The organism is Ciceribacter azotifigens, assembly GCF_048159625.1.
In the GTDB taxonomy this organism is placed as follows: Bacteria; Pseudomonadota; Alphaproteobacteria; order Rhizobiales; family Rhizobiaceae; genus Allorhizobium; species Allorhizobium azotifigens.
The window spans coordinates 48,113-65,055 of the sequence record NZ_JBLQTA010000004.1 but is presented as its reverse complement, the minus strand read 5'-3'; the positions used below and the strand labels follow the sequence as shown (position 1 = coordinate 65,055).

General features: G+C 63.9%; 19 protein-coding genes and 1 tRNA gene. 5 read left to right on the top strand and 15 right to left on the bottom strand.

The window, feature by feature from the left end; genetic code table 11:
- Positions 1 to 3 precede the first annotated feature (3 nt).
- Entirely contained in the window at positions 4 to 1,617 is a 1,614-nt protein-coding gene (locus ACM6UT_RS07655; protein ID WP_416796758.1) for a glycoside hydrolase family 43 protein, read from the top strand.
- Here the strand turns inward: ACM6UT_RS07655 and fghA are convergent.
- The 10 genes from fghA to lipB form a co-directional block, all read right to left on the bottom strand.
- A complete protein-coding gene (fghA, locus tag ACM6UT_RS07650; protein WP_416796757.1) occupies positions 1,614 to 2,447 on the bottom strand; it encodes an S-formylglutathione hydrolase in 834 nt (277 codons plus the stop codon). The two genes, ACM6UT_RS07655 and fghA, sit on opposite strands and share 4 nt — an antisense overlap.
- 23 nt (positions 2,448 to 2,470) lie before the next feature.
- The gene (locus ACM6UT_RS07645; RefSeq protein WP_416796756.1) at positions 2,471 to 3,133 is read right to left on the bottom strand and encodes a DUF1345 domain-containing protein; all 663 of its coding nucleotides are present in this window, start codon (positions 3,131 to 3,133) and stop codon (positions 2,471 to 2,473) included.
- A gap of 97 nt (positions 3,134 to 3,230) precedes the next feature.
- A complete protein-coding gene (locus ACM6UT_RS07640) occupies positions 3,231 to 3,677 on the bottom strand; it encodes a YaiI/YqxD family protein (RefSeq protein WP_416796755.1) in 447 nt (148 codons plus the stop codon).
- A 94-nt stretch (positions 3,678 to 3,771) separates the two neighbouring features.
- Positions 3,772 to 3,978, bottom strand: coding sequence for a type II toxin-antitoxin system RelE/ParE family toxin (locus tag ACM6UT_RS07635; protein ID WP_416796754.1), 207 nt, complete (start codon positions 3,976 to 3,978; stop codon positions 3,772 to 3,774).
- A 6-nt stretch (positions 3,979 to 3,984) separates the two neighbouring features.
- Complete coding sequence (locus tag ACM6UT_RS07630; RefSeq protein ID WP_416796753.1) at positions 3,985 to 4,236, bottom strand: ribbon-helix-helix domain-containing protein; 252 nt, start codon at positions 4,234 to 4,236, stop codon at positions 3,985 to 3,987.
- Positions 4,237 to 4,312: 76 nt separating this feature from the next.
- Complete coding sequence (locus ACM6UT_RS07625; protein ID WP_416796752.1) at positions 4,313 to 4,771, bottom strand: GNAT family N-acetyltransferase; 459 nt, start codon at positions 4,769 to 4,771, stop codon at positions 4,313 to 4,315.
- A complete protein-coding gene (locus tag ACM6UT_RS07620) occupies positions 4,768 to 5,895 on the bottom strand; it encodes an S-(hydroxymethyl)glutathione dehydrogenase/class III alcohol dehydrogenase (protein ID WP_416796751.1) in 1,128 nt (375 codons plus the stop codon). Before ACM6UT_RS07620 ends, ACM6UT_RS07625 begins: the two co-directional genes overlap by 4 nt.
- 129 nt (positions 5,896 to 6,024) lie before the next feature.
- Entirely contained in the window at positions 6,025 to 6,741 is a 717-nt protein-coding gene (locus ACM6UT_RS07615) for a hypothetical protein (protein WP_416796750.1), read from the bottom strand.
- A 97-nt stretch (positions 6,742 to 6,838) separates the two neighbouring features.
- Positions 6,839 to 7,768: a DMT family transporter gene (locus tag ACM6UT_RS07610; protein ID WP_416796749.1), complete on the bottom strand. Its 930-nt coding sequence runs from the start codon at positions 7,766 to 7,768 to the stop codon at positions 6,839 to 6,841.
- Positions 7,769 to 7,846: 78 nt separating this feature from the next.
- The gene (gene lipB / locus ACM6UT_RS07605) at positions 7,847 to 8,605 is read right to left on the bottom strand and encodes a lipoyl(octanoyl) transferase LipB (RefSeq protein WP_416796748.1); all 759 of its coding nucleotides are present in this window, start codon (positions 8,603 to 8,605) and stop codon (positions 7,847 to 7,849) included.
- A 192-nt stretch (positions 8,606 to 8,797) separates the two neighbouring features.
- Between lipB and ACM6UT_RS07600 the strand changes: the two genes are divergently transcribed.
- A tRNA-Leu gene (locus ACM6UT_RS07600) sits at positions 8,798 to 8,882 on the top strand.
- A gap of 134 nt (positions 8,883 to 9,016) precedes the next feature.
- On the opposite strand, the gene ACM6UT_RS07595 is transcribed toward ACM6UT_RS07600, so the two are convergent.
- Together ACM6UT_RS07595 and ACM6UT_RS07590 are read right to left on the bottom strand one after the other, a co-directional pair.
- A complete protein-coding gene (locus tag ACM6UT_RS07595; protein ID WP_416796747.1) occupies positions 9,017 to 10,078 on the bottom strand; it encodes a DMT family transporter in 1,062 nt (353 codons plus the stop codon).
- Between the two features lie 82 nt (positions 10,079 to 10,160).
- The gene (locus tag ACM6UT_RS07590) at positions 10,161 to 10,655 is read right to left on the bottom strand and encodes a peptide deformylase (protein WP_416796746.1); all 495 of its coding nucleotides are present in this window, start codon (positions 10,653 to 10,655) and stop codon (positions 10,161 to 10,163) included.
- Positions 10,656 to 10,834: 179 nt separating this feature from the next.
- Between ACM6UT_RS07590 and mgtE the strand changes: the two genes are divergently transcribed.
- Both mgtE and ACM6UT_RS07580 read left to right on the top strand, forming a co-directional pair.
- On the top strand, positions 10,835 to 12,253 hold the full coding sequence (gene mgtE / locus ACM6UT_RS07585; RefSeq protein WP_416796745.1) for a magnesium transporter: 1,419 nt from the start codon (positions 10,835 to 10,837) through the stop codon (positions 12,251 to 12,253).
- A gap of 66 nt (positions 12,254 to 12,319) precedes the next feature.
- Positions 12,320 to 12,706 carry a MerR family transcriptional regulator gene (locus tag ACM6UT_RS07580; protein WP_416796744.1) on the top strand — a complete coding sequence of 129 codons (387 nt, stop codon included), beginning with the start codon at positions 12,320 to 12,322 and terminating at the stop codon, positions 12,704 to 12,706.
- Between the two features lie 6 nt (positions 12,707 to 12,712).
- Here the strand turns inward: ACM6UT_RS07580 and ACM6UT_RS07575 are convergent, their stop codons facing one another.
- From ACM6UT_RS07575 to ACM6UT_RS07565, 3 genes are all read right to left on the bottom strand, one after another.
- The gene (locus ACM6UT_RS07575) at positions 12,713 to 13,189 is read right to left on the bottom strand and encodes a methyltransferase family protein (protein WP_416796743.1); all 477 of its coding nucleotides are present in this window, start codon (positions 13,187 to 13,189) and stop codon (positions 12,713 to 12,715) included.
- Positions 13,190 to 13,201: 12 nt separating this feature from the next.
- Complete coding sequence (locus ACM6UT_RS07570) at positions 13,202 to 14,170, bottom strand: heparan-alpha-glucosaminide N-acetyltransferase (protein ID WP_416796742.1); 969 nt, start codon at positions 14,168 to 14,170, stop codon at positions 13,202 to 13,204.
- An 80-nt stretch (positions 14,171 to 14,250) separates the two neighbouring features.
- Positions 14,251 to 14,943: a DUF599 domain-containing protein gene (locus ACM6UT_RS07565; protein ID WP_416796741.1), complete on the bottom strand. Its 693-nt coding sequence runs from the start codon at positions 14,941 to 14,943 to the stop codon at positions 14,251 to 14,253.
- A gap of 582 nt (positions 14,944 to 15,525) precedes the next feature.
- Here ACM6UT_RS07565 and ACM6UT_RS07560 point away from each other — a divergent pair.
- Entirely contained in the window at positions 15,526 to 16,926 is a 1,401-nt protein-coding gene (locus tag ACM6UT_RS07560; RefSeq protein ID WP_416796740.1) for an L-serine ammonia-lyase, read from the top strand.
- The last annotated feature ends 17 nt before the right edge of the window (positions 16,927 to 16,943 follow it).

Sequence of the window (16,943 nt, the reverse complement as noted above, 5' to 3'; positions counted from 1 at the left end):
GACATGATCATCAATCCCATCCTGCCGGGCTTCAATCCGGATCCGTCGATCTGCCGGGTCGGCGAGGACTATTTTATCGCGACCTCCACCTTCGAATGGTATCCCGGCGTCCAGATCCACCACTCGCGGGATCTGGTCAACTGGCGCCTCGTCTGCCGGCCGCTCAATCGCGCAAGCCAGCTCGACATGCGCGGCAACCCGGACAGTTGCGGGATCTGGGCGCCCTGTCTCTCCTACAGCGACGGCCTGTTCTGGCTCGTCTATACCGACGTCAAGCGCTTCGACGGCAACTTCAAGGACGCGCACAACTACATCGTCACCACTCCCTCCGCCATGGGTGAGTGGTCCGACCCGGTCTATGTGAATTCCTCCGGCTTCGATCCCTCGCTCTTCCACGACGACGACGGGCGGAAATGGTTCGTCAACATGCAGTGGAACCACCGGACCGAGAGCTATGGCGGTGCGCCGAAGCATCCGGCCTTCGACGGCATCCTGCTGCAGGAATGGGATGCGGAGAAGAAGCGGCTCGTCGGACCGGTGAAGAACATCTTTCCCGGCAGCTCGCTCGGCCTCGTCGAGGGACCGCATCTCTTCAAGCGCAACGGCTGGTACTACCTGACGACCGCCGAGGGCGGCACCGGCTACGACCATGCCGTGACCATGGCCCGGGCGCGGACCATCGACGGCCCTTACGAGTTCCATCCGGACACCCATCTCATCACCTCCAAGGATCACCCAGAGGCGGTGTTGCAGCGCGCCGGCCACGGGCAATATGTCGAGACGCCCGACGGCACGCCCTACCATACCCATCTCTGCGGCCGGCCGTTGCCGCCCAAGCGCCGCTGTACGCTGGGCCGCGAGACGGCGATCCAGAAATGCGTCTGGCGCGACGACGGCTGGCTCTATCTCGAAGATGGCGGCCCGGTGCCCTCGGTCGAAGTGCCGGCGCCGGGCGGCGATGTCGCCCGCGTGGAAGCTCCGGCCATCATTGCACATGATTTCAACGGACCGGAACTGCCGCTCGAATTCCAGTGGCTGCGCTCGCCGATGCCGGAGCGGCTGTTCAGCCTCTCCGCTCGGCCGGGGTTCCTGCGCCTCTTCGGGCGGGAAAGCATCGGTTCATGGTTCGAGCAGTCGCTGGTCGCGCGGAGGCAGGAGCATCATCGCTTCCGCGCCGAGACATCGCTCGAGTTTTCACCGGACACCTACCAGCAGGTCGCGGGCCTCACCCACTACTACAACCGCTACAAGTTTCACGCCCTCGGGGTTACGCTGCACGAGCAGCGCGGGCGGGTGATCACGATCCTGAGCTGCGCAGGCGATTATCCGAACGGCCGCCTGAGTTTTCCGCTCGACAGCGGAATTGCCGTTCCCGAAGGCCGGCTCGACCTCGCGATGGAAATCCGCGACAACGACCTGCAGTTCTTCTGGCGGCCGGCCGGTGCCGTCGACTGGAAGCCGGTCGGCCCGGTGCTCGATGCCGGCGTCGTCTCCGACGAGGGCGGCCGCGGCGAGCACGGTTCCTTCACCGGAGCCTTCGCCGGCATGTTCGCCTTCGACACCAGCGGGCGGGCGGAGCCCGCCGATTTCAGCCGGTTCGTTTACGAGCGGCTCTAGCCGAGCCGCTCTGCGTGCCAGCGCAGGTGGTCGTCCATGAAGGTCGAGATGAAGTAGTAGGAGTGGTCGTAGCGCTCGTGCATGCGCAGCCGGAGCCCGATCTCGGTGTCCTTGATCGCGTCCTCGAAGAGCCACGGGCGCAGACCGTTTTCCAGGAAGCTGTCGGCGCTGCCCTGGTCGATCAGGAATTCCGGGAAGCGGGCACCGTCGGCGACCAGCGCGCACGCGTCGTACTCGCGCCACTTCGCCTTGTCGGGGCCCAGGTATTTCTCGAAGGCATCGACCGTCCAGTCGGCCGTCGACGGCTCAACGATCGGCGCGAAGGCGGAGCAGCTCTTGAAGCGTTCAGGGTTCTTCAGCGCGATCGTCATCGCACCGTGGCCGCCCATCGAATGGCCGAAGATGCCCTGCCGGTCCATGTCGACGCGGAAATGCTGGGCGACGAGTGCCGGGAGTTCCTCGGTGATGTAGGTATACATCCGGTAGTTCTCGGCCCACGGTGCTTCCGTGGCGTCGAGATACATGCCCGCACCCTTGCCCATCTTCCAGTTGGTGAGTTCGTCCGGCACGTCGTTGCCGCGCGGGCTCGTGTCGGGGCAGACGATGATCAGCCCGAGCTCGGCGGCCATGCGGCGATACTCGCCCTTTTCCATCACGTTCTGGTGGGTGCAGGTGAGCCCGGAAAGATACCAGAGGACCGGCCGGCGCTCGAGCACGGCCTGCGGCGGCACGAAGACCGCAAACGTCATCTCGCATTTGCAGGCGTCCGAATCGTGGGCGAACACGCCCTGCATCCCGCCGAAGGCGGTGTTTTGCGACAGGATCTTCATCGTATCGTTGTTCCTTTTGCTGTTCAGCCGGCGAGCGAGACCGCGGCGTTCACCGCGGCGGCCAGCAGGACCGTATTGAAGAAATAGGAGACGACGGCATGCAGCAGGTTCAGCTTGCGCATGGCGGTCGTGGTCACGGCGGTATCCGAGGTCTGGGCGGTCATCCCGATGACGAAGGAGAAATAGAGAAAGTCATAGCCGCCGGGATCGGTGGTGCCGGGAAAGTCGAGGCCCCCCCTGTGGAGGCCGCTTTCGTGGGGCAAGACCGTCTGGGGTCGCCAGTAGGCGTGGGCATAGTGTATCGCGGCCATGGTGTGGATGGTGAACCAGCCGGAGACGACGGCGCCGAAGGCGAGGACGAGCTTCAGCGCGCGGCCTTCCGCGCCGTTCAGCACGAAGAAGAGCGAAACGACCGAGATGACGACCGCGGCGAGTGTGACCGTCAGGATCACCCAGGCCGGTTCGTCGGCCGTTTCGGCGTGCCGCCTGAGAAAGGCGGCCGTCAGCCGCGGCAGCCGCAGCCACGTCAGCAGCAGGTAGCCGGCGAAGAAGGCGATCGGTATGAGCTCCAGCGCAAGCTGCGGAGCGAACGCCGTCGCGGCCGGCGTCACCACGAGCGCGAAGACGAGCGCGCCCAGAAAGGGACCGTGTCGATGCCCGATCAGGCGTTCGGAGAATTGCGGCATGCTGGTCTCGTTCCGTCTTTCGTCTGCCTGCGGCAAGGCTGCGACCGCGTGGATGCGGCGCCTGTTGCTGCAGGTTGCAGGTCTCCGTGCCCGGCCGTTACTTTTTCACGCGACGGCAAAGCCTGTCAAAGGTTTCGAGAAATTGCGACCGGTCGCGCGGTGTGAAGGCGGCATTGTAGCCCTTGCTCTCGCCGGTCTCCCTGAGGTGTGCGCCGAGATTGCGCATCGCCGTCGCCATGCCGATGTTGGTGGTATCGAAGACCCGCCCTGTCGGCCCGGTCACCAGGGCTCCGGCGGCAACGCAGCGCCCCGCGAGCGGCACGTCCGCCGTCACCACGACGTCGCCGGGTCCGGCGCGTTCGGCGATCCAGTCGTCGGCGGCATCGAAGGCACCGGAGACGATGACGTTCTTCACCATCGCATCGCGGGACGGGCGCAGGCCCGAATTGGCGACGAAGGTCACCGGCAGCGCATGACGCTCCGCGACCTTCAGAATTTCCGCCTTCACGGGACAGGCATCGGCATCGACGTAGATTTCGGGCATGATCAGTCGTCAAAAAATCTCTTATAGTCTCTTGCCGCGTGCAGGAGACGGATGAGTTCTATCCCATCGCCCTCGGAGAGAGGCTGGTAGATGATCAGATAGCGGCGGAACGAAAAAGCCTCGTGTTTGGATGGTTTGGAAAGCGCCTTGTGCCGAGCAGCGGGTTTGATGCAAGCATCGTGTAGCGCTGTTCGAGCGCCCTTACAAACTTGTCTGCCTCTTCAAGGCTGTCTGCCGCTATGAAGGTCCAGACGGAGCGAACGTCGTCGACGAAGAGCGGGCGGCGCAGGATCCTGCCCAAGGCGACTTACCTTTGCCGCCGAAACGTGGCCAGCATCGCCTCGGCGCTCTCCATGGCTTCAGGCGGTCCGCTCGCCAGTCCGGCGTCGACTTCCCGTTCGAGCTCGGAGATGAATGCGTCCGCCTGCGCTTCGCGCTCCGCGAGCAGTTCGAGACCGCGCGTGACAACGTCGTTGGGTCCGGTGAAACGGCCTGACCGGATCAGGCGCTCGATCAACGCGTGCTGCTTCTCGCTCAGTGAAATCCGTGATGGCTGCATGAAAATACTCCACAGGTCCTCGGTGAACCTACCAGATCGGCGGCGGCGGGACCAGAAAACCTTGTCGGTACCGCAGCTAGACTCTTCGCACCATGTCGACATGCGGGATGCCGTCTTCGAGATATTCCTCGGAAATCGGAACGAAGCCGAAGCCCGCGTAGAATCTTTGTAGATGGCTCTGCGCCGATATCTCGATGGCCTCGCCGGGATAGGCCTTTTCGCAGGCGGTGATCGCCTCGTGCATCAGGGCTTCGCCGAGGCGCTTGCCGCGGTGGGCGGGTGACACCGCGACGCGACCGATGCGCGGCAGGTGGTTCGGCGTCGGTTGCCAGAGGCGCGCGCAGGCGATGAGGCCGGTGCCGTCCGTGAGCCGCAGATGCAGGCAATCGGCGTCGTTGCCGTCGAGTTCCGGGTAGGCACAGGCCTGCTCGACGACGAAGACATCGACGCGCAGTTTCAGCAGTTCATAGAGTTCGACGGCGGAGAGCTCGGCGAGCCTCCGCACGTCCACGTCATAGGCGCGTTGAGCGCTCAATAGAGCACCACGCTGCGGATCGATTCACCCTTGTGCATCAGCTCGAAGCCCTTGTTGATGTCCTCGAGCGGCATGGTGTGGGTGATCATCGAGTCGATTTCGATCTTGCCGTCCATGTACCAGTCGACGATCTTCGGCACGTCGGTGCGCCCGCGTGCGCCGCCGAAGGCCGTACCCATCCAGGTGCGGCCGGTGACGAGCTGGAACGGACGGGTGGAGATTTCCTGACCCGCGCCGGCGACACCGATGACGACCGACTTGCCCCAGCCTCGGTGCGAGGCTTCGAGCGCCTGGCGCATCACCTTCGTGTTGCCCGTGCAGTCGAAGGTGTAGTCGGCCCCGCCGATCTGGTCGGCGCCGCGCTTGGTCATGTTGACGAGATAGGGCACGATGTCGTCACCGACTTCCTTCGGGTTGACAAAGTGTGTCATTCCAAAGCGTTCGCCCCATTCCTTCTTGTCGTTGTTCAAGTCGACGCCGATGATCATGTCGGCACCGGCGAGCCGCAGGCCCTGGATGACGTTGAGGCCGATGCCGCCGAGCCCGAAGACGATCGCCGTCGAACCGAGCTCGACCTTGGCCGTGTTGATGACGGCGCCGATGCCGGTCGTGACACCGCAGCCGATATAGCAGATCTTGTCGAAGGGCGCGTCCGGGTTGACCTTGGCGACCGCGATCTCCGGCAGAACGGTGTAGTTCGCGAACGTCGAGCAGCCCATGTAGTGGTGGATCTTGTCCTTGCCGATCGAGAAGCGCGAGGTGCCGTCCGGCATCACGCCCTGGCCCTGTGTCGAGCGGATCGCAGTGCAGAGATTGGTCTTGCGCGACAGGCAGGAGGGGCATTCCCGGCATTCCGGCGTGTAGAGCGGGATGACGTGATCGCCCTTCTTGACGCTCGTGACGCCCGGGCCGACGTCGACGACGATGCCCGCGCCCTCGTGGCCGAGGATCGCCGGGAACAGACCTTCCGGGTCGGCGCCGGAGAGCGTGAAGTCGTCGGTGTGGCAAATCCCGGTCGCCTTGATCTCGACCAGCACCTCACCGGCCTTGGGCCCCTCGAGCTGGACGGTCATGACTTCGAGCGGCTTTCCGGCCTGGATTGCGACGGCGGCGCGTACGTCCATGTGCGTTCTCCCTGACAATGTGAATCGGGTGTGAGCTTGGCACGGGAGCCCTGTCCGGCTCAAGGCCGACGAGCGTCAGAAGCTGCTCCGTTCGGCCTCCCGTTGCCGCCGTCGGTGCCGCGAAAGAGTTCAGGCGACGAGCTGGTCGTCGAGGAAGAAGGAGTCCGGAACCTGCAGCCAGCGTGCCGGGGCGGCGGGTTCCTCCGGCGACGGGCTTTTAGCCGCGATCCCCGCCTCCTTGAGGATGTCGAGCCACGCCGGCACGCGGGTGCCCTTCACCGAACCGTCTATCCGCAGCAGCGCCTCTCTCTCCCGTTCTTCGAGGGCGAGGCGCCCGTTGTCGCAGGCATGTTTCAGCACCCGCCGGACATAGGCGATGTCGGACGGCGAAAGGTGTGCATGTTCGGCCGCCCGGCCTGTCTGCATGGGACCGCGCCCGTCCGCGCGTGCGATGGCAAGCTGGTCGAGGGCGAGGGCGGTCAGGGTTGCCGGCGCCGGCGGTGCGAGGTCGATCAGGTGGAGCAGAAGGTCGAGTTCGTGTCGCGAACGCACAATGCCGTCCTCGGCGAAGACCTGCTCGAACCAGACGGCGTTCATCGTGTCGAGCGAGCCCGCCGGAGGGCAGCGGTTGACGATGTAGTCGGCCAGCGATTCGACGAAGTAGTCGTGCCACTCGGCACACTTTTCCGGACAGAGCATATCGAGCGCCAGCATGACGACGACATCGTCCGGGGAACGGATGCCGTCCGGAAAGCTATACTTGCGCAGCAGCAGGAGGTCGTCGGCCGTAAGGCTGTTCTTCCCGGCGATGACACATGCCGGAAAAGAGAGACGAAATTCGCTCATCTTTTTTCCCGTTTCATCATGAAACTGGAGGCGAGCCTATGCGCGCCGGGTTTCCAGATGGTGAACGGACGCGGTTAGGCGGTGATGAACGTCATCGTTAAATTGCCGCGCTTTTTGCGCGCTTCTGCTCGCGCCAGAGGATGAACAGGCCCGAGCCGACGATGATGGCGACGCCGGCCCATTTGGAGGCGTCGGGGAATTCGCCGAAGAGCGCGTAGCCGAGCACGGTCGCGGCGATGATCTCGAAATACTGGAAGGGCGCGAGCACCGAGAGCGGCGCGAGCCGGAAGGCGCGCACGATCAGCAGGTGGATATAGCCGGAGATCGAGCCGAGCAGGACGAGCAGACCGAGGCCGAGCCAGGAGGAGGGGAGCGACGGGGCGAGATCGCTTTCGCCCATGCCGGTGCCGGCAAGCAGCGCGGCCCCCATGATGAGCGTGCCGCCGATCCCCGACATCGTCTGCATAGTCATCGGCGAGTCAGCCTCGCCGATCGCGCGATTGAGGAACATGTAGAGCGCGAAGAGAAAGGCGCAGGCGACCGGCAGCAGCGCCGTCAGCCCGAAGATCGCGTAGCTCGGCTGGATGACGATCATGGCGCCGCCGAAGCCGACGACGATCGCAAGCCAGCGCCGCCAGCCCACCCGCTCTCCGAGAAAGAGTGCCGAAAGGGCTGTGAGAATGAAGGGTTCGACGAAGTAGATGGCGAAGACGTCGGCGAGCGGCATATACTTGACCGCAGCGAAGAACATCAGGCTCGCGGCTCCGTGCAGGCAACCGCGCAGGAGGTTCATGTAGGGGCGTTTGGCCGCAAGCGCGTCACGCCCGCGCAGGAGAAAAAGCACCGGCAGCGTGCAGGCCAGCTGAAAGAAGAAGCGGTAGAAGGTCACCTGGCCCGGAGACATGCCCTCGACGGTCGCCATGTACTTGGCAATCGCATCCATCACCGGCAGCACGAGCATGCAGGCCGCCATCAGGGCCATGCCTTCGACGGGGTTCTGTCGGGTGAGGGACGTCGGGACTGTCATCGACTCGTGCTCTTCGGGGGCGGGCGTCCATGAAGCACGCGCCTTGGCACGAGATCAAGCGCCGAGGAGCCCGTTCCGTCAGGCGCCGGCGACGGCAGCCTTTCCTTCGCCCGACGGCAGAGATGTCTCCGCGACTGTCGGGCCGAAGACTTCCTCGAAGGCCGTGCGCAGCCGGATGTCGACATCCGGCATCATCACCGGCAGGCCGAGATCGACGAGGCTCGTCACGCCATAGGCGGTGATTCCGCAGGGCACGATGCCGCTGAAGTGGGACAGGTCCGGATCGACGTTGAGCGAGAAGCCGTGGAAGCTGACCCAGCGGCGCAGCCGGATGCCGAGCGCCGCGACCTTGTCCTCCGCCATCGAGCCGTCAGCAAGCCGCGGCCTTTCCGGTCGGCGGACCCAGACGCCGACGCGGTCTTCGCGGCGTTCGCCGCGCACGTTCATTTGTTCGAGCGTGCGGATGATGACTTCTTCCAGCGCGGCCACGTAGGCGCGGACGTCCTGGCGCCGCCGCTTCAGGTCGAGCATGACGTAGCCGACCCGCTGGCCGGGGCCGTGATAGGTGTATTCGCCGCCCCGTCCCGTCGCATGCACCGGGAAACGGTCGGGCTCCTTGAGGTCGGCAGGGTCGGCGCTGGTCCCTGCGGTATAGAGCGGCGGATGCTCCAGCAGCCAGACGAGTTCGTCGGCGCGGCCGTCTGCGATCGCGGCGACTTCCGCCTCCATGGTGGCCAGCGCTTCCTCGTAGGGAACGAGGCCGTCGGAGATTCGCCAGCGCACCGGCGGCGAGCCCGGCAGGGGAAACATTTTCGCTTCGATTTCTGTACGTTGCATGGGAGCGTCCGTCCTTTTCCCCTACTTGGCAAGAAAGCGCACCGACTTCAAGAGCCCGGAATTCCGGGCCTTGCCGAGGGCCTCCACAGGGCCCCCGGAGGAATTATCAAAAAACTGTCACAGCGCCCTTGTGCACCCCGAATGCTTTTGCTACATGCAGCCCCGCCGGAGCAATTCGGCACCTACCACGATGCGGTCGTGGCGGAATTGGTAGACGCGCAGCGTTGAGGTCGCTGTGGGGCAACCCGTGGAAGTTCGAGTCTTCTCGACCGCACCAAAAACCCGGCTTCGGCCGGGTTTTTTGTTATTTTATCGAGGTTTGCGCAGGACAGCGCCCGTCCCGAAACGCAGGCTATTTCTCCGAATGGCTTTTGAGATGTGACGCGATCCGGTGAGGGCGCGCCCGGCCCCTCAGTCATGCGTATGCCGGTGGTGAAGGTCCGGATAATGTGGATGCTTGTGGGTCAGCGGCTCGTGCCGGTGCCGGTGTGAATGGGGCTCGGTGGCGGGGCCATCGTGATGGTGCTGGTGGTGCGCGTCGTGAACATGGGCGTGTTCGTGTTCGAAGGCTTCGTGAACATGAAGATGCTCATGGCGCTCCGTCAGGTGCAGCCAAAGTCCTGTGCCCATCAGCAGGCCGGCAAACGCGATCTGCAACGTGAGTGGCTCCCTAAGGAGAATGATGCTGAGCGTCGCCCCGATGAAGGGTGCCAGGGAGAAATAGGCCCCGGTCCTGGCCGTCCCGAGATGCCGTAAAGCGAGCATGAACAGAACCAAGCTGACGCCGACGCTGAGAAAGCCGAGGATTGCGCCGGCTCCGATCGCGGCGGCCGAAGGAACAGGTGTTCCCAGCCCGAGCGCGAGTATCAGGTTCGTCGCCCCGGCGACCAGCCCCTTGATCATCGCGATCTGCACCGGGTCGGCCGAGGACAGCTTGCGCGTCAGGTTGTTGTCGATGCCCCATGCGAGGCAGGCAAGGGCGACCAGAAGGCTGCCGTTGTCGAGTGCGATGCCCTGTCCGGTCCAGGACAGAAGTGTGGCACCGGCCAATATCGCCATCGCGCCGAGCAGCAAGCGACGGTCGACGTTCTCGCGGAAGACGATCCAGGCGATCGCCATGGTCGCGAGGCCTTCGAGGTTGAGCAGCAGCGACCCCGAGGCGGCCGTCGTCAGGGAGAGGCCGAACATCAGGAGCAGCGGTCCAATAAGACCGCCGAAGACCACTACCGCAAGCAGCCATGGAAGATCGGAGATCCGAATCGGCGCCTCGACACCTTCGAGCCCGATCCATCGTCGCCCGAGGTGAACAAGCACGAGCCCGACTCCGGCCCCGAGATAAAGGATGCCGGCCAGCAGCCAGGGATCGATGCTGTCCATCAGAAGCTTCGACAACGGCGGCGATGCTCCGAACAGCAGGGCTGAGCCGAGTGCGAGCGGAATACCGGGAAACTGGTGTGTGCGGGCGACGGACATGGTGGCAGGCTATCATTCAACGGCCGGCCGACCAATGGCCTGTCTCGTCGAGAGTCGCTTGGCGCGACGGGCGGCGGTGCGCTCAGCCTCGCCCTTTCTCCCATTTCTTCGTCAGCCGGTCGCGCTTCAGCTTCGACAGCTGCTGCAGCCAGAAGATGCCGTCGAGCTGGTCGACTTCGTGCTGCATGCAGATTGCCGGGAAGCCGTCGAGTTCCTCCTCGTAAACCGTCCCGTCGAGATCCTGATAACGGAGCTTGACGGCGCGGGGGCGGGTCACGGTCTCCGTCGCGCCGGGCATCGAGACGCTGCCTTCGGTATGGCTCATCTGTTCGCCGGAGGACCAGAGGATTTCCGGATTGACGTAGGTGCGCCGCCCGCCGATCTCCGGCAGGTCGAGCACCACGAGCCTCTGCATGACCCCGACATGGGCGGCAGTGATTCCGACGCCGGGCGCCGCCTTCATCGTGTCGTAGAGGTCGTTCGCCAGGGTAGCGAGATCGGGGCCGAAATCGGTGACGGGAGCGCAGACGGCCTTTAGCGCCGGGTGCGGATAGGTGACCAGGGGGAGGACCGCCACGATATGCCTTTCTGTGCTGCGACTGCGTCGGATCAACAGGTTAGCAGGCCTACTTCGCATTTGCACATGGCGGTGCCGGGATATCCTCACTCACGGTTGACAATGCGGTTTTTACCGCCATTCTCCAAGGCTGCCGGGATACGCAATGACGAGTTGATGACAAGGGCGAGGGCGCAGGCATGACGGATACCGGCGACGAATTCCTTGTTCGGCCCCCGCAGGACGATATTCCCGACGACATCTATTCCGAGGACGGGTCCGTCCGGTCCGATTTCCTCGCTCTGGTCGGCGCGGCGATTGCCGACCGCGACACGCTCTTCCTGCGCCAGCGCGTCGCCCGGCTGCACGAATCGGAACTCGGCGACCTCATTGAGGCGATCCAGCCGGAACAGCGGCTCGCCCTCGTGCGCCTCCTCGGCGACGACTTCGACCTGACCGCACTCACCGAGGTCGACGAGGCCATCCGCCTGCAGATCGTCGACCAGATGTCGAACGAGCAGATCGCCGCCGCGATCGGCGATCTCGACTCCGACGACGCCGTCTACATTCTCGAAGACCTCGATCACGAGGACCGCGAGGAAATCCTCGCCAAGCTTCCGTTTACCGAGCGGGTGCGCCTGCGCCGGGCGCTCGATTATCCGGAAAGCTCGGCCGGCCGGCGCATGCAGACCGAGTTCGTCGCCGTGCCGCCCTTCTGGACGGTCGGCCAGACGATCGACTACATGCGAGACGAGGACGACCTGCCGGAGAGCTTTACGCAGATCTTCGTCATCGATCCGACCTTCAAGCTGCTCGGCACCGTCGACCTCGATCGCATCCTGCGCACCAAGCGCCAGATGAAGATCGAGACGATCATGCGTGAGACCAGCCACGCGGTGCCGGCCGAGATGGACCAGGAAGAGGCGGCGCAGGTCTTCGAGCAATACGACCTTCTCTCGGCCGCCGTCGTCGACGAGAACGACCGGCTGGTGGGCGTCCTCACCATCGACGACGTCGTCGACGTCATCCAGGAAGAGGCTGAAGAGGATCTGCTGCGCCTCGGCGGCGTCGGCGACGAAGAACTCTCGGACAGCGTCGTCGAAACCTCGCGCTCGCGCGTGCCGTGGCTCGCCGTCAATCTCGTCACCGCCTTCATCTCGGCCTCGGTGATCTCGCTATTCGAGGGGACGATCGAGCAGGTGGTGGCGCTGGCGATCCTGATGCCGATCGTCGCCGGCATGGGCGGCAATGCCGGCTCGCAGACGATGACCGTCACCGTGCGGGCGCTCGCGACCCGCAACCTCGACATCCACAATGCATGGCGGGTCGCGCGCCGCGAGGCCGGCGTCGGTCTCATCAACGGTGCGCTCTTCGGAACGCTCGTCGGTGTCGTTGCCGCCATCTGGTTCCGCGACGTCTCGATCGGCGGCATCATCACGACCGCCATGCTGATCAACATGTTCGCGGCCGCGATGGCGGGCATTACCATCCCGCTGCTGCTTCACCGCTCGGGCACGGACCCGGCGGTTTCCTCCGCGGTTTTCGTGACCGCGATCACCGATACGACCGGCTTCCTGAGCTTTCTCGGGCTTGCGACCTGGTGGTTCATGTCCGCATGAAGGAGAAAATTGACTTGCACGTAAAAGTCAATAATATGACTGTTTCCAGATGAATCGGAACAGGCAGTGAAAAAGTATTACAGCATAACGGAACTGACGCGAGAATTCGGCGTCTCGACCCGGACCTTGAGGTTCTACGAAGACGAAGGCCTGTTGCATCCCGAGCGTCGCGGCCGAACGCGTCTCTATCGCGCAGCCGACCGCCGGCTGCTGCAGGAGATTCTGCGTGGCCGGCGCATCGGGTTCACCGTAGCCGAGATCCGGGAAATCGTCCAGGTTTACAAGGCGCCGCCGGGAGAGATCGGTCAGCTCAAGCTGATGATGAAGAAGATCGACGAGAAGCGCGAAGAACTGCGCCAGAAGCGCAAGGATATCGACGAAACGCTCGCCGAACTCGACAACGCCGAGGAGGCCTGCCTCACGCGGCTCGTCGAGATCGGCGTCGGGACCTGACGCTTCTCAGATCCAGCGGCGGGTCCGCTGGCAGTATCGCTCGAATTCGATGCCGAAGCGGGCCAGCAGATGCATTTCCTCAGAGCGGATCGCGACCAGCGTCGTGACCACGGCCGCGGTGACGGCGGCGACGAAGAACCAGCTATTGCCCGTCAACAGCCCGAAGGCGATCGTCATCAGCGTATAGCCGAGATAGATCGGATTGCGGGTGAAGCGGAACGGACCGTTCGTCACCAGGCGCTGTGCACAGCGGTTCGGAAGCACCGCCGTGTGGCATTCGAGGAGCGTCTTCACCGCCCATATGTCGAGGGTGAGCGCGATCAGCGCGAGCACCCCTCCGAACGTCCAGAGAAGATAGCCCTCACGCGGTAGGGGCGGCAGAAGGCCGACATAGCGATCGAGCAGCAGCGCCGCGACGATCGCGACGCCGTAGAGCACGGGTGGCCAAGGATATTTCAGCGGTTTCAGGCGGTAGGCGTTCATGATCATGTCCTGTCATTGGCTGACTGCGGTACATTCACGGGCTAGCTGCAACACACGTTCATCCTGATCCGGCTGGATTGCGCCAGACTGGAGAGGTTCGAAGAGGGACTGTTGCATCAGTTTGTCCAGCGTGCATGCGCAGAAGCGGCTGCACACCTCCGCCTGGCTGCCTTCGGTTCGGCAGCTGGTTTCGCAGCTGCGCAGATAGGACTGCATAGGATCAGGTTTCTGCGGCGGGATGATGATCGAGATCAAGTAGACGGTCGCGATCAACAGGGGCTGATGCAAAAGGTAGACGATGAGGCTGTGGCGGCCGGCGAAGCGCAGCGCCGCCGGGCCTTGCGGCGCGTCGGCCAGCGTGTCGAGCCAGCCGCCGGCACGCGCGAAGCGGGCTGTGGCGATCCCCATCAGGAAGGCGCCGATCCATGGGAGCAGCGGCACGTAATCGTTCGAATGCGGCAGATGCTCGGAGAGGCCGATCCAGAGCAGGTAAGGCGCATCGAAAGCCTCCGAGCGGAGATAGGCCGGCGCGGCGAGGGCGGCAAGCGCGGCAACGACCGTGAGTACGGGCGGCAGCCGGAGAAACAGCAGTCCGATCACGCTCGCCGCGGCGATATGGTGCAGGATGCCGAAGAAGATCATGCCGTCCGGCATGGCGATCGCCGTCGCGACGGTGATCGCGATTGCAGCACCGGCCACCATCGCGAGCCGCTTCAGGAACGATTGCGGCTTCAGTGTCGGGTAGTGGGCGAGCACCAGGCTGACGCCCGCCATGAAGATGAAGCTCGAGGCGATGGCGCGGGCATAGAGTTTCCACAGGCCGTGTGTGGCCGTGCCGGGTTCGAGGTAGCCGAAGAATTCCAGATCCCAGGTGAAGTGGTAGGAGGCCATCGCGACGAGCGCGATCCCCCTTGCAGCATCGAGCAGGCCGATCCGCCTCGAGATTGCTGGGCGATTGTCAGTGTCTGGGACTGCGGCCACGATCGATCCTTCGCATGCGAGAATTCTGCCCCGCGCACCGGCGCGGAGGGGTCATGCCACAGCGTCCAATCTGGTCGTTTTCAAGGCGCCGTGTCGGTCATCAACGCAAGACGCGCATCGGAGAAAAACTGTCGGCGTACCAGTACGAAGAAGATGATAAGCGATGTTCCCACGAAGACGTAAGGGCTGACGAACCACCCTAGGTAGCCTATCGACAGAAAAATCGCGCGAAGGCCGGCATTGAACTGCTTTGCAGCGATGATGTTCATGCGGATGACCCGCTCCGCCATGCGTTCGGTCTCCTGCGGGTTCTTCTTGGCGTTCTCCGTCATCGGCAGCGTGCCGAAGAGAATCGTGCAGTAGTTGAAGAGGCGGTAGGACCAGCCGAACTTGAAGAAGGCGTAGCCGAAGATCGTGGTGAGTCCGATGACCTTGAACTCGAAACCGGAACGGCCGCCATAGCTGATGAAGGGAAGGTCGCGGAACACGGTGTCGACTTGTTCGGTCGCGCCCAGCAGCGCGAAGCACCCGCCGATTGCGAAAATCGACGTCGAGGCGAAGAAGGCCGTGCCATTCTGCAGGCCCGCGAGGATCTGCGTGTCTATCATTCTCAGCTCGCGGGTGAGCGAATTGTGAATCCATTCCCGCCGCCGCTCGGCCATCGCCTGGGTCAGGCTCGGGCGATCGAGGATCTTCGCCCCGCCCGTCAGCCAGGAGAAGACGAGCCAGAGCACCAGGAAAAGCGCGAGGGCGAAAAAGTCGATGAATGTCATGGCGATTCCCGTGGTTGCTCGCGGCGAGATTATGCCGTCGGCCGGGCACCGGACAAGTATCCACAGCTTTGTAAGACTTTGGCAGGGATTGTGGCTCGCGCCGGCCATATAAGAACTATGCAAAATTTTATCTAACCGTTTGAAATTGCATAGATCCATGCGTTTTTGGAATAGCTACCCTACGGAACGTGCCACTGTTTTGCCATTTTTGCAGTTGCGAGAGCCCGTGAATTTGAATAGACCGGTGCCGGAAAGGCGGTCGGGGGACGGCTTTTCGCCATAGGCGAACAATCGGAGTGATAATGGAAGATAGCATCCAGAAGTCTTGCTGGGGCGTTACCCTGCGGGCGTTGACGGGATTTGCAGGCGTTTTGTTCCTGGCCTATCTTTTCGGAACCATCTGAAGCTCGTTTTTGACGAGAATTCCGCAGCGCGGTCCGAAAGGGCCGCGCTGTTGTCGTTTGTGGCGCCCTCTCGATGTCGCGCCGATTAAAGCGGATGTCGGTTGCCCGCCGCGCCGGCTTCTGGTCATAGTCTAGCCTCACGATTCAAGTTTTCGGATGTCCTGAGGCGCGCCCGCACATGTTTCTTTCTGTTTTCGACGTATTCAAGATCGGGATCGGCCCGTCGAGCTCCCACACGATGGGTCCGATGACGGCCGCCAAGCGTTTTCTCGACCTCATCCTCTCAGATGACTGGCCACGGCCGAGCGGTGCGGCCGTCGCCGCGCTGAAGGTCAGCCTGCACGGATCACTCGCCTATACCGGTATCGGTCACGGCACCGGCCGTGCGGTCATCATCGGCCTGACGGGCGAGGAACCGGACCGCGTCGATCCGGACCGGATGGACGACATCATCGCCGGCGTCGAGCGGGAAGGGCAGGTGGCGCCGCCCGGCCATCCCGCCTACCGCTTCGTGCCGAAGGACGATCTGGTCTACGACAAGAAGGTGCCCTTGCCTGGGCACGCGAACGGCATGCGCTTTACCGCCCTTGACCGCGACGGTCGTGTGCTGCTCACCACCGTCTACTATTCGATCGGCGGCGGCTTCGTCGTCACCGACACAGAGCTTGCCGCCATGCAGAAGCAGAAGAAGCAGGCTGCAACCCAGAAGGTGCCCTATCCCTTCGCCACGGCGAAGGAAATGCTCGAGATGGCGCGGCGTTCCGGTCTCACCGTCGCCCAGATGAAGCGGGCGAACGAGGAGGCGGTGATGGATCGCGCCGCGCTCGACGCCGGCCTCGACCGCATCTGGGAGGCCATGAGCGGCTGCATCGATCGCGGGCTCAAGCAGGAGGGCCGTCTGCCGGGCGGGCTCAACGTCAAGCGCCGGGCGCGGGCGATCCATGACAAGCTCGAGGAGGAGTGGCGGTCGAACCGTCAGAACCCGCTGCTCGCCAATGACTGGCTCTCGGTTTACGCGATGGCGGTCAACGAGGAGAATGCCGCCGGCGGACGGGTCGTCACCGCACCGACCAACGGAGCGGCCGGCGTCGTGCCGGCGACGATCCGCTACTACCTGCATTTCCATCCGGATGCCGACCAGGAAGGCATCCGCGACTACCTGCTGACGGCGGCTGCGATCGGCGGCATCATCAAGCACAATGCCTCGATTTCGGGTGCCGAAGTCGGCTGCCAGGGCGAGGTGGGGTCCGCCTCGGCGATGGCGGCGGCAGGCCTCGCGGCCGTCATGGGCGGTTCGCCCGAGCAGATCGAGAACGCCGCCGAAATCGCGCTGGAGCATCATCTCGGCATGACCTGCGACCCCGTCGCGGGCCTCGTGCAGGTACCGTGCATCGAGCGCAATGCTCTCGGCGCGGTCAAGGCGGTGACGGCGGCCTCGCTTGCGCTCAAGGGGACGGGCGAGCATTTCGTGCCGCTCGACGCCTGCGTCGAAACCATGCGCCAGACCGGCCACGACATGAGCGAGAAATACAAGGAAACCTCGCTCGGCGGGCTTGCGGTCAACGTCGTCGAGTGCTGACGGCTCCGTCTGTCCGG

What these genes read in the sequence shown, in the direction of transcription:
- ACM6UT_RS07645 (WP_416796756.1), bottom strand. Translation starts at nt 3,133, where the DNA reads ATGCCGCAATTCTCCGAACGCCTGATCGGGCATCGACACGGTCCCTTT.
- ACM6UT_RS07565 (WP_416796741.1), bottom strand. Translation starts at nt 14,943, where the DNA reads ATGACATTCATCGACTTTTTCGCCCTCGCGCTTTTCCTGGTGCTCTGG.
- ACM6UT_RS07620 (WP_416796751.1), bottom strand. Translation starts at nt 5,895, where the DNA reads ATGGACGTACGCGCCGCCGTCGCAATCCAGGCCGGAAAGCCGCTCGAA.
- ACM6UT_RS07655 (WP_416796758.1), top strand. Translation starts at nt 4, where the DNA reads ATGATCATCAATCCCATCCTGCCGGGCTTCAATCCGGATCCGTCGATC.
- ACM6UT_RS07615 (WP_416796750.1), bottom strand. Translation starts at nt 6,741, where the DNA reads ATGAGCGAATTTCGTCTCTCTTTTCCGGCATGTGTCATCGCCGGGAAG.
- ACM6UT_RS07595 (WP_416796747.1), bottom strand. Translation starts at nt 10,078, where the DNA reads ATGTCCGTCGCCCGCACACACCAGTTTCCCGGTATTCCGCTCGCACTC.
- ACM6UT_RS07575 (WP_416796743.1), bottom strand. Translation starts at nt 13,189, where the DNA reads ATGAACGCCTACCGCCTGAAACCGCTGAAATATCCTTGGCCACCCGTG.
- ACM6UT_RS07610 (WP_416796749.1), bottom strand. Translation starts at nt 7,768, where the DNA reads ATGACAGTCCCGACGTCCCTCACCCGACAGAACCCCGTCGAAGGCATG.
- ACM6UT_RS07630 (WP_416796753.1), bottom strand. Translation starts at nt 4,236, where the DNA reads ATGCAGCCATCACGGATTTCACTGAGCGAGAAGCAGCACGCGTTGATC.
- lipB (WP_416796748.1), bottom strand. Translation starts at nt 8,605, where the DNA reads ATGCAACGTACAGAAATCGAAGCGAAAATGTTTCCCCTGCCGGGCTCG.
- ACM6UT_RS07560 (WP_416796740.1), top strand. Translation starts at nt 15,526, where the DNA reads ATGTTTCTTTCTGTTTTCGACGTATTCAAGATCGGGATCGGCCCGTCG.
- mgtE (WP_416796745.1), top strand. Translation starts at nt 10,835, where the DNA reads ATGACGGATACCGGCGACGAATTCCTTGTTCGGCCCCCGCAGGACGAT.
- ACM6UT_RS07640 (WP_416796755.1), bottom strand. Translation starts at nt 3,677, where the DNA reads ATGCCCGAAATCTACGTCGATGCCGATGCCTGTCCCGTGAAGGCGGAA.
- fghA (WP_416796757.1), bottom strand. Translation starts at nt 2,447, where the DNA reads ATGAAGATCCTGTCGCAAAACACCGCCTTCGGCGGGATGCAGGGCGTG.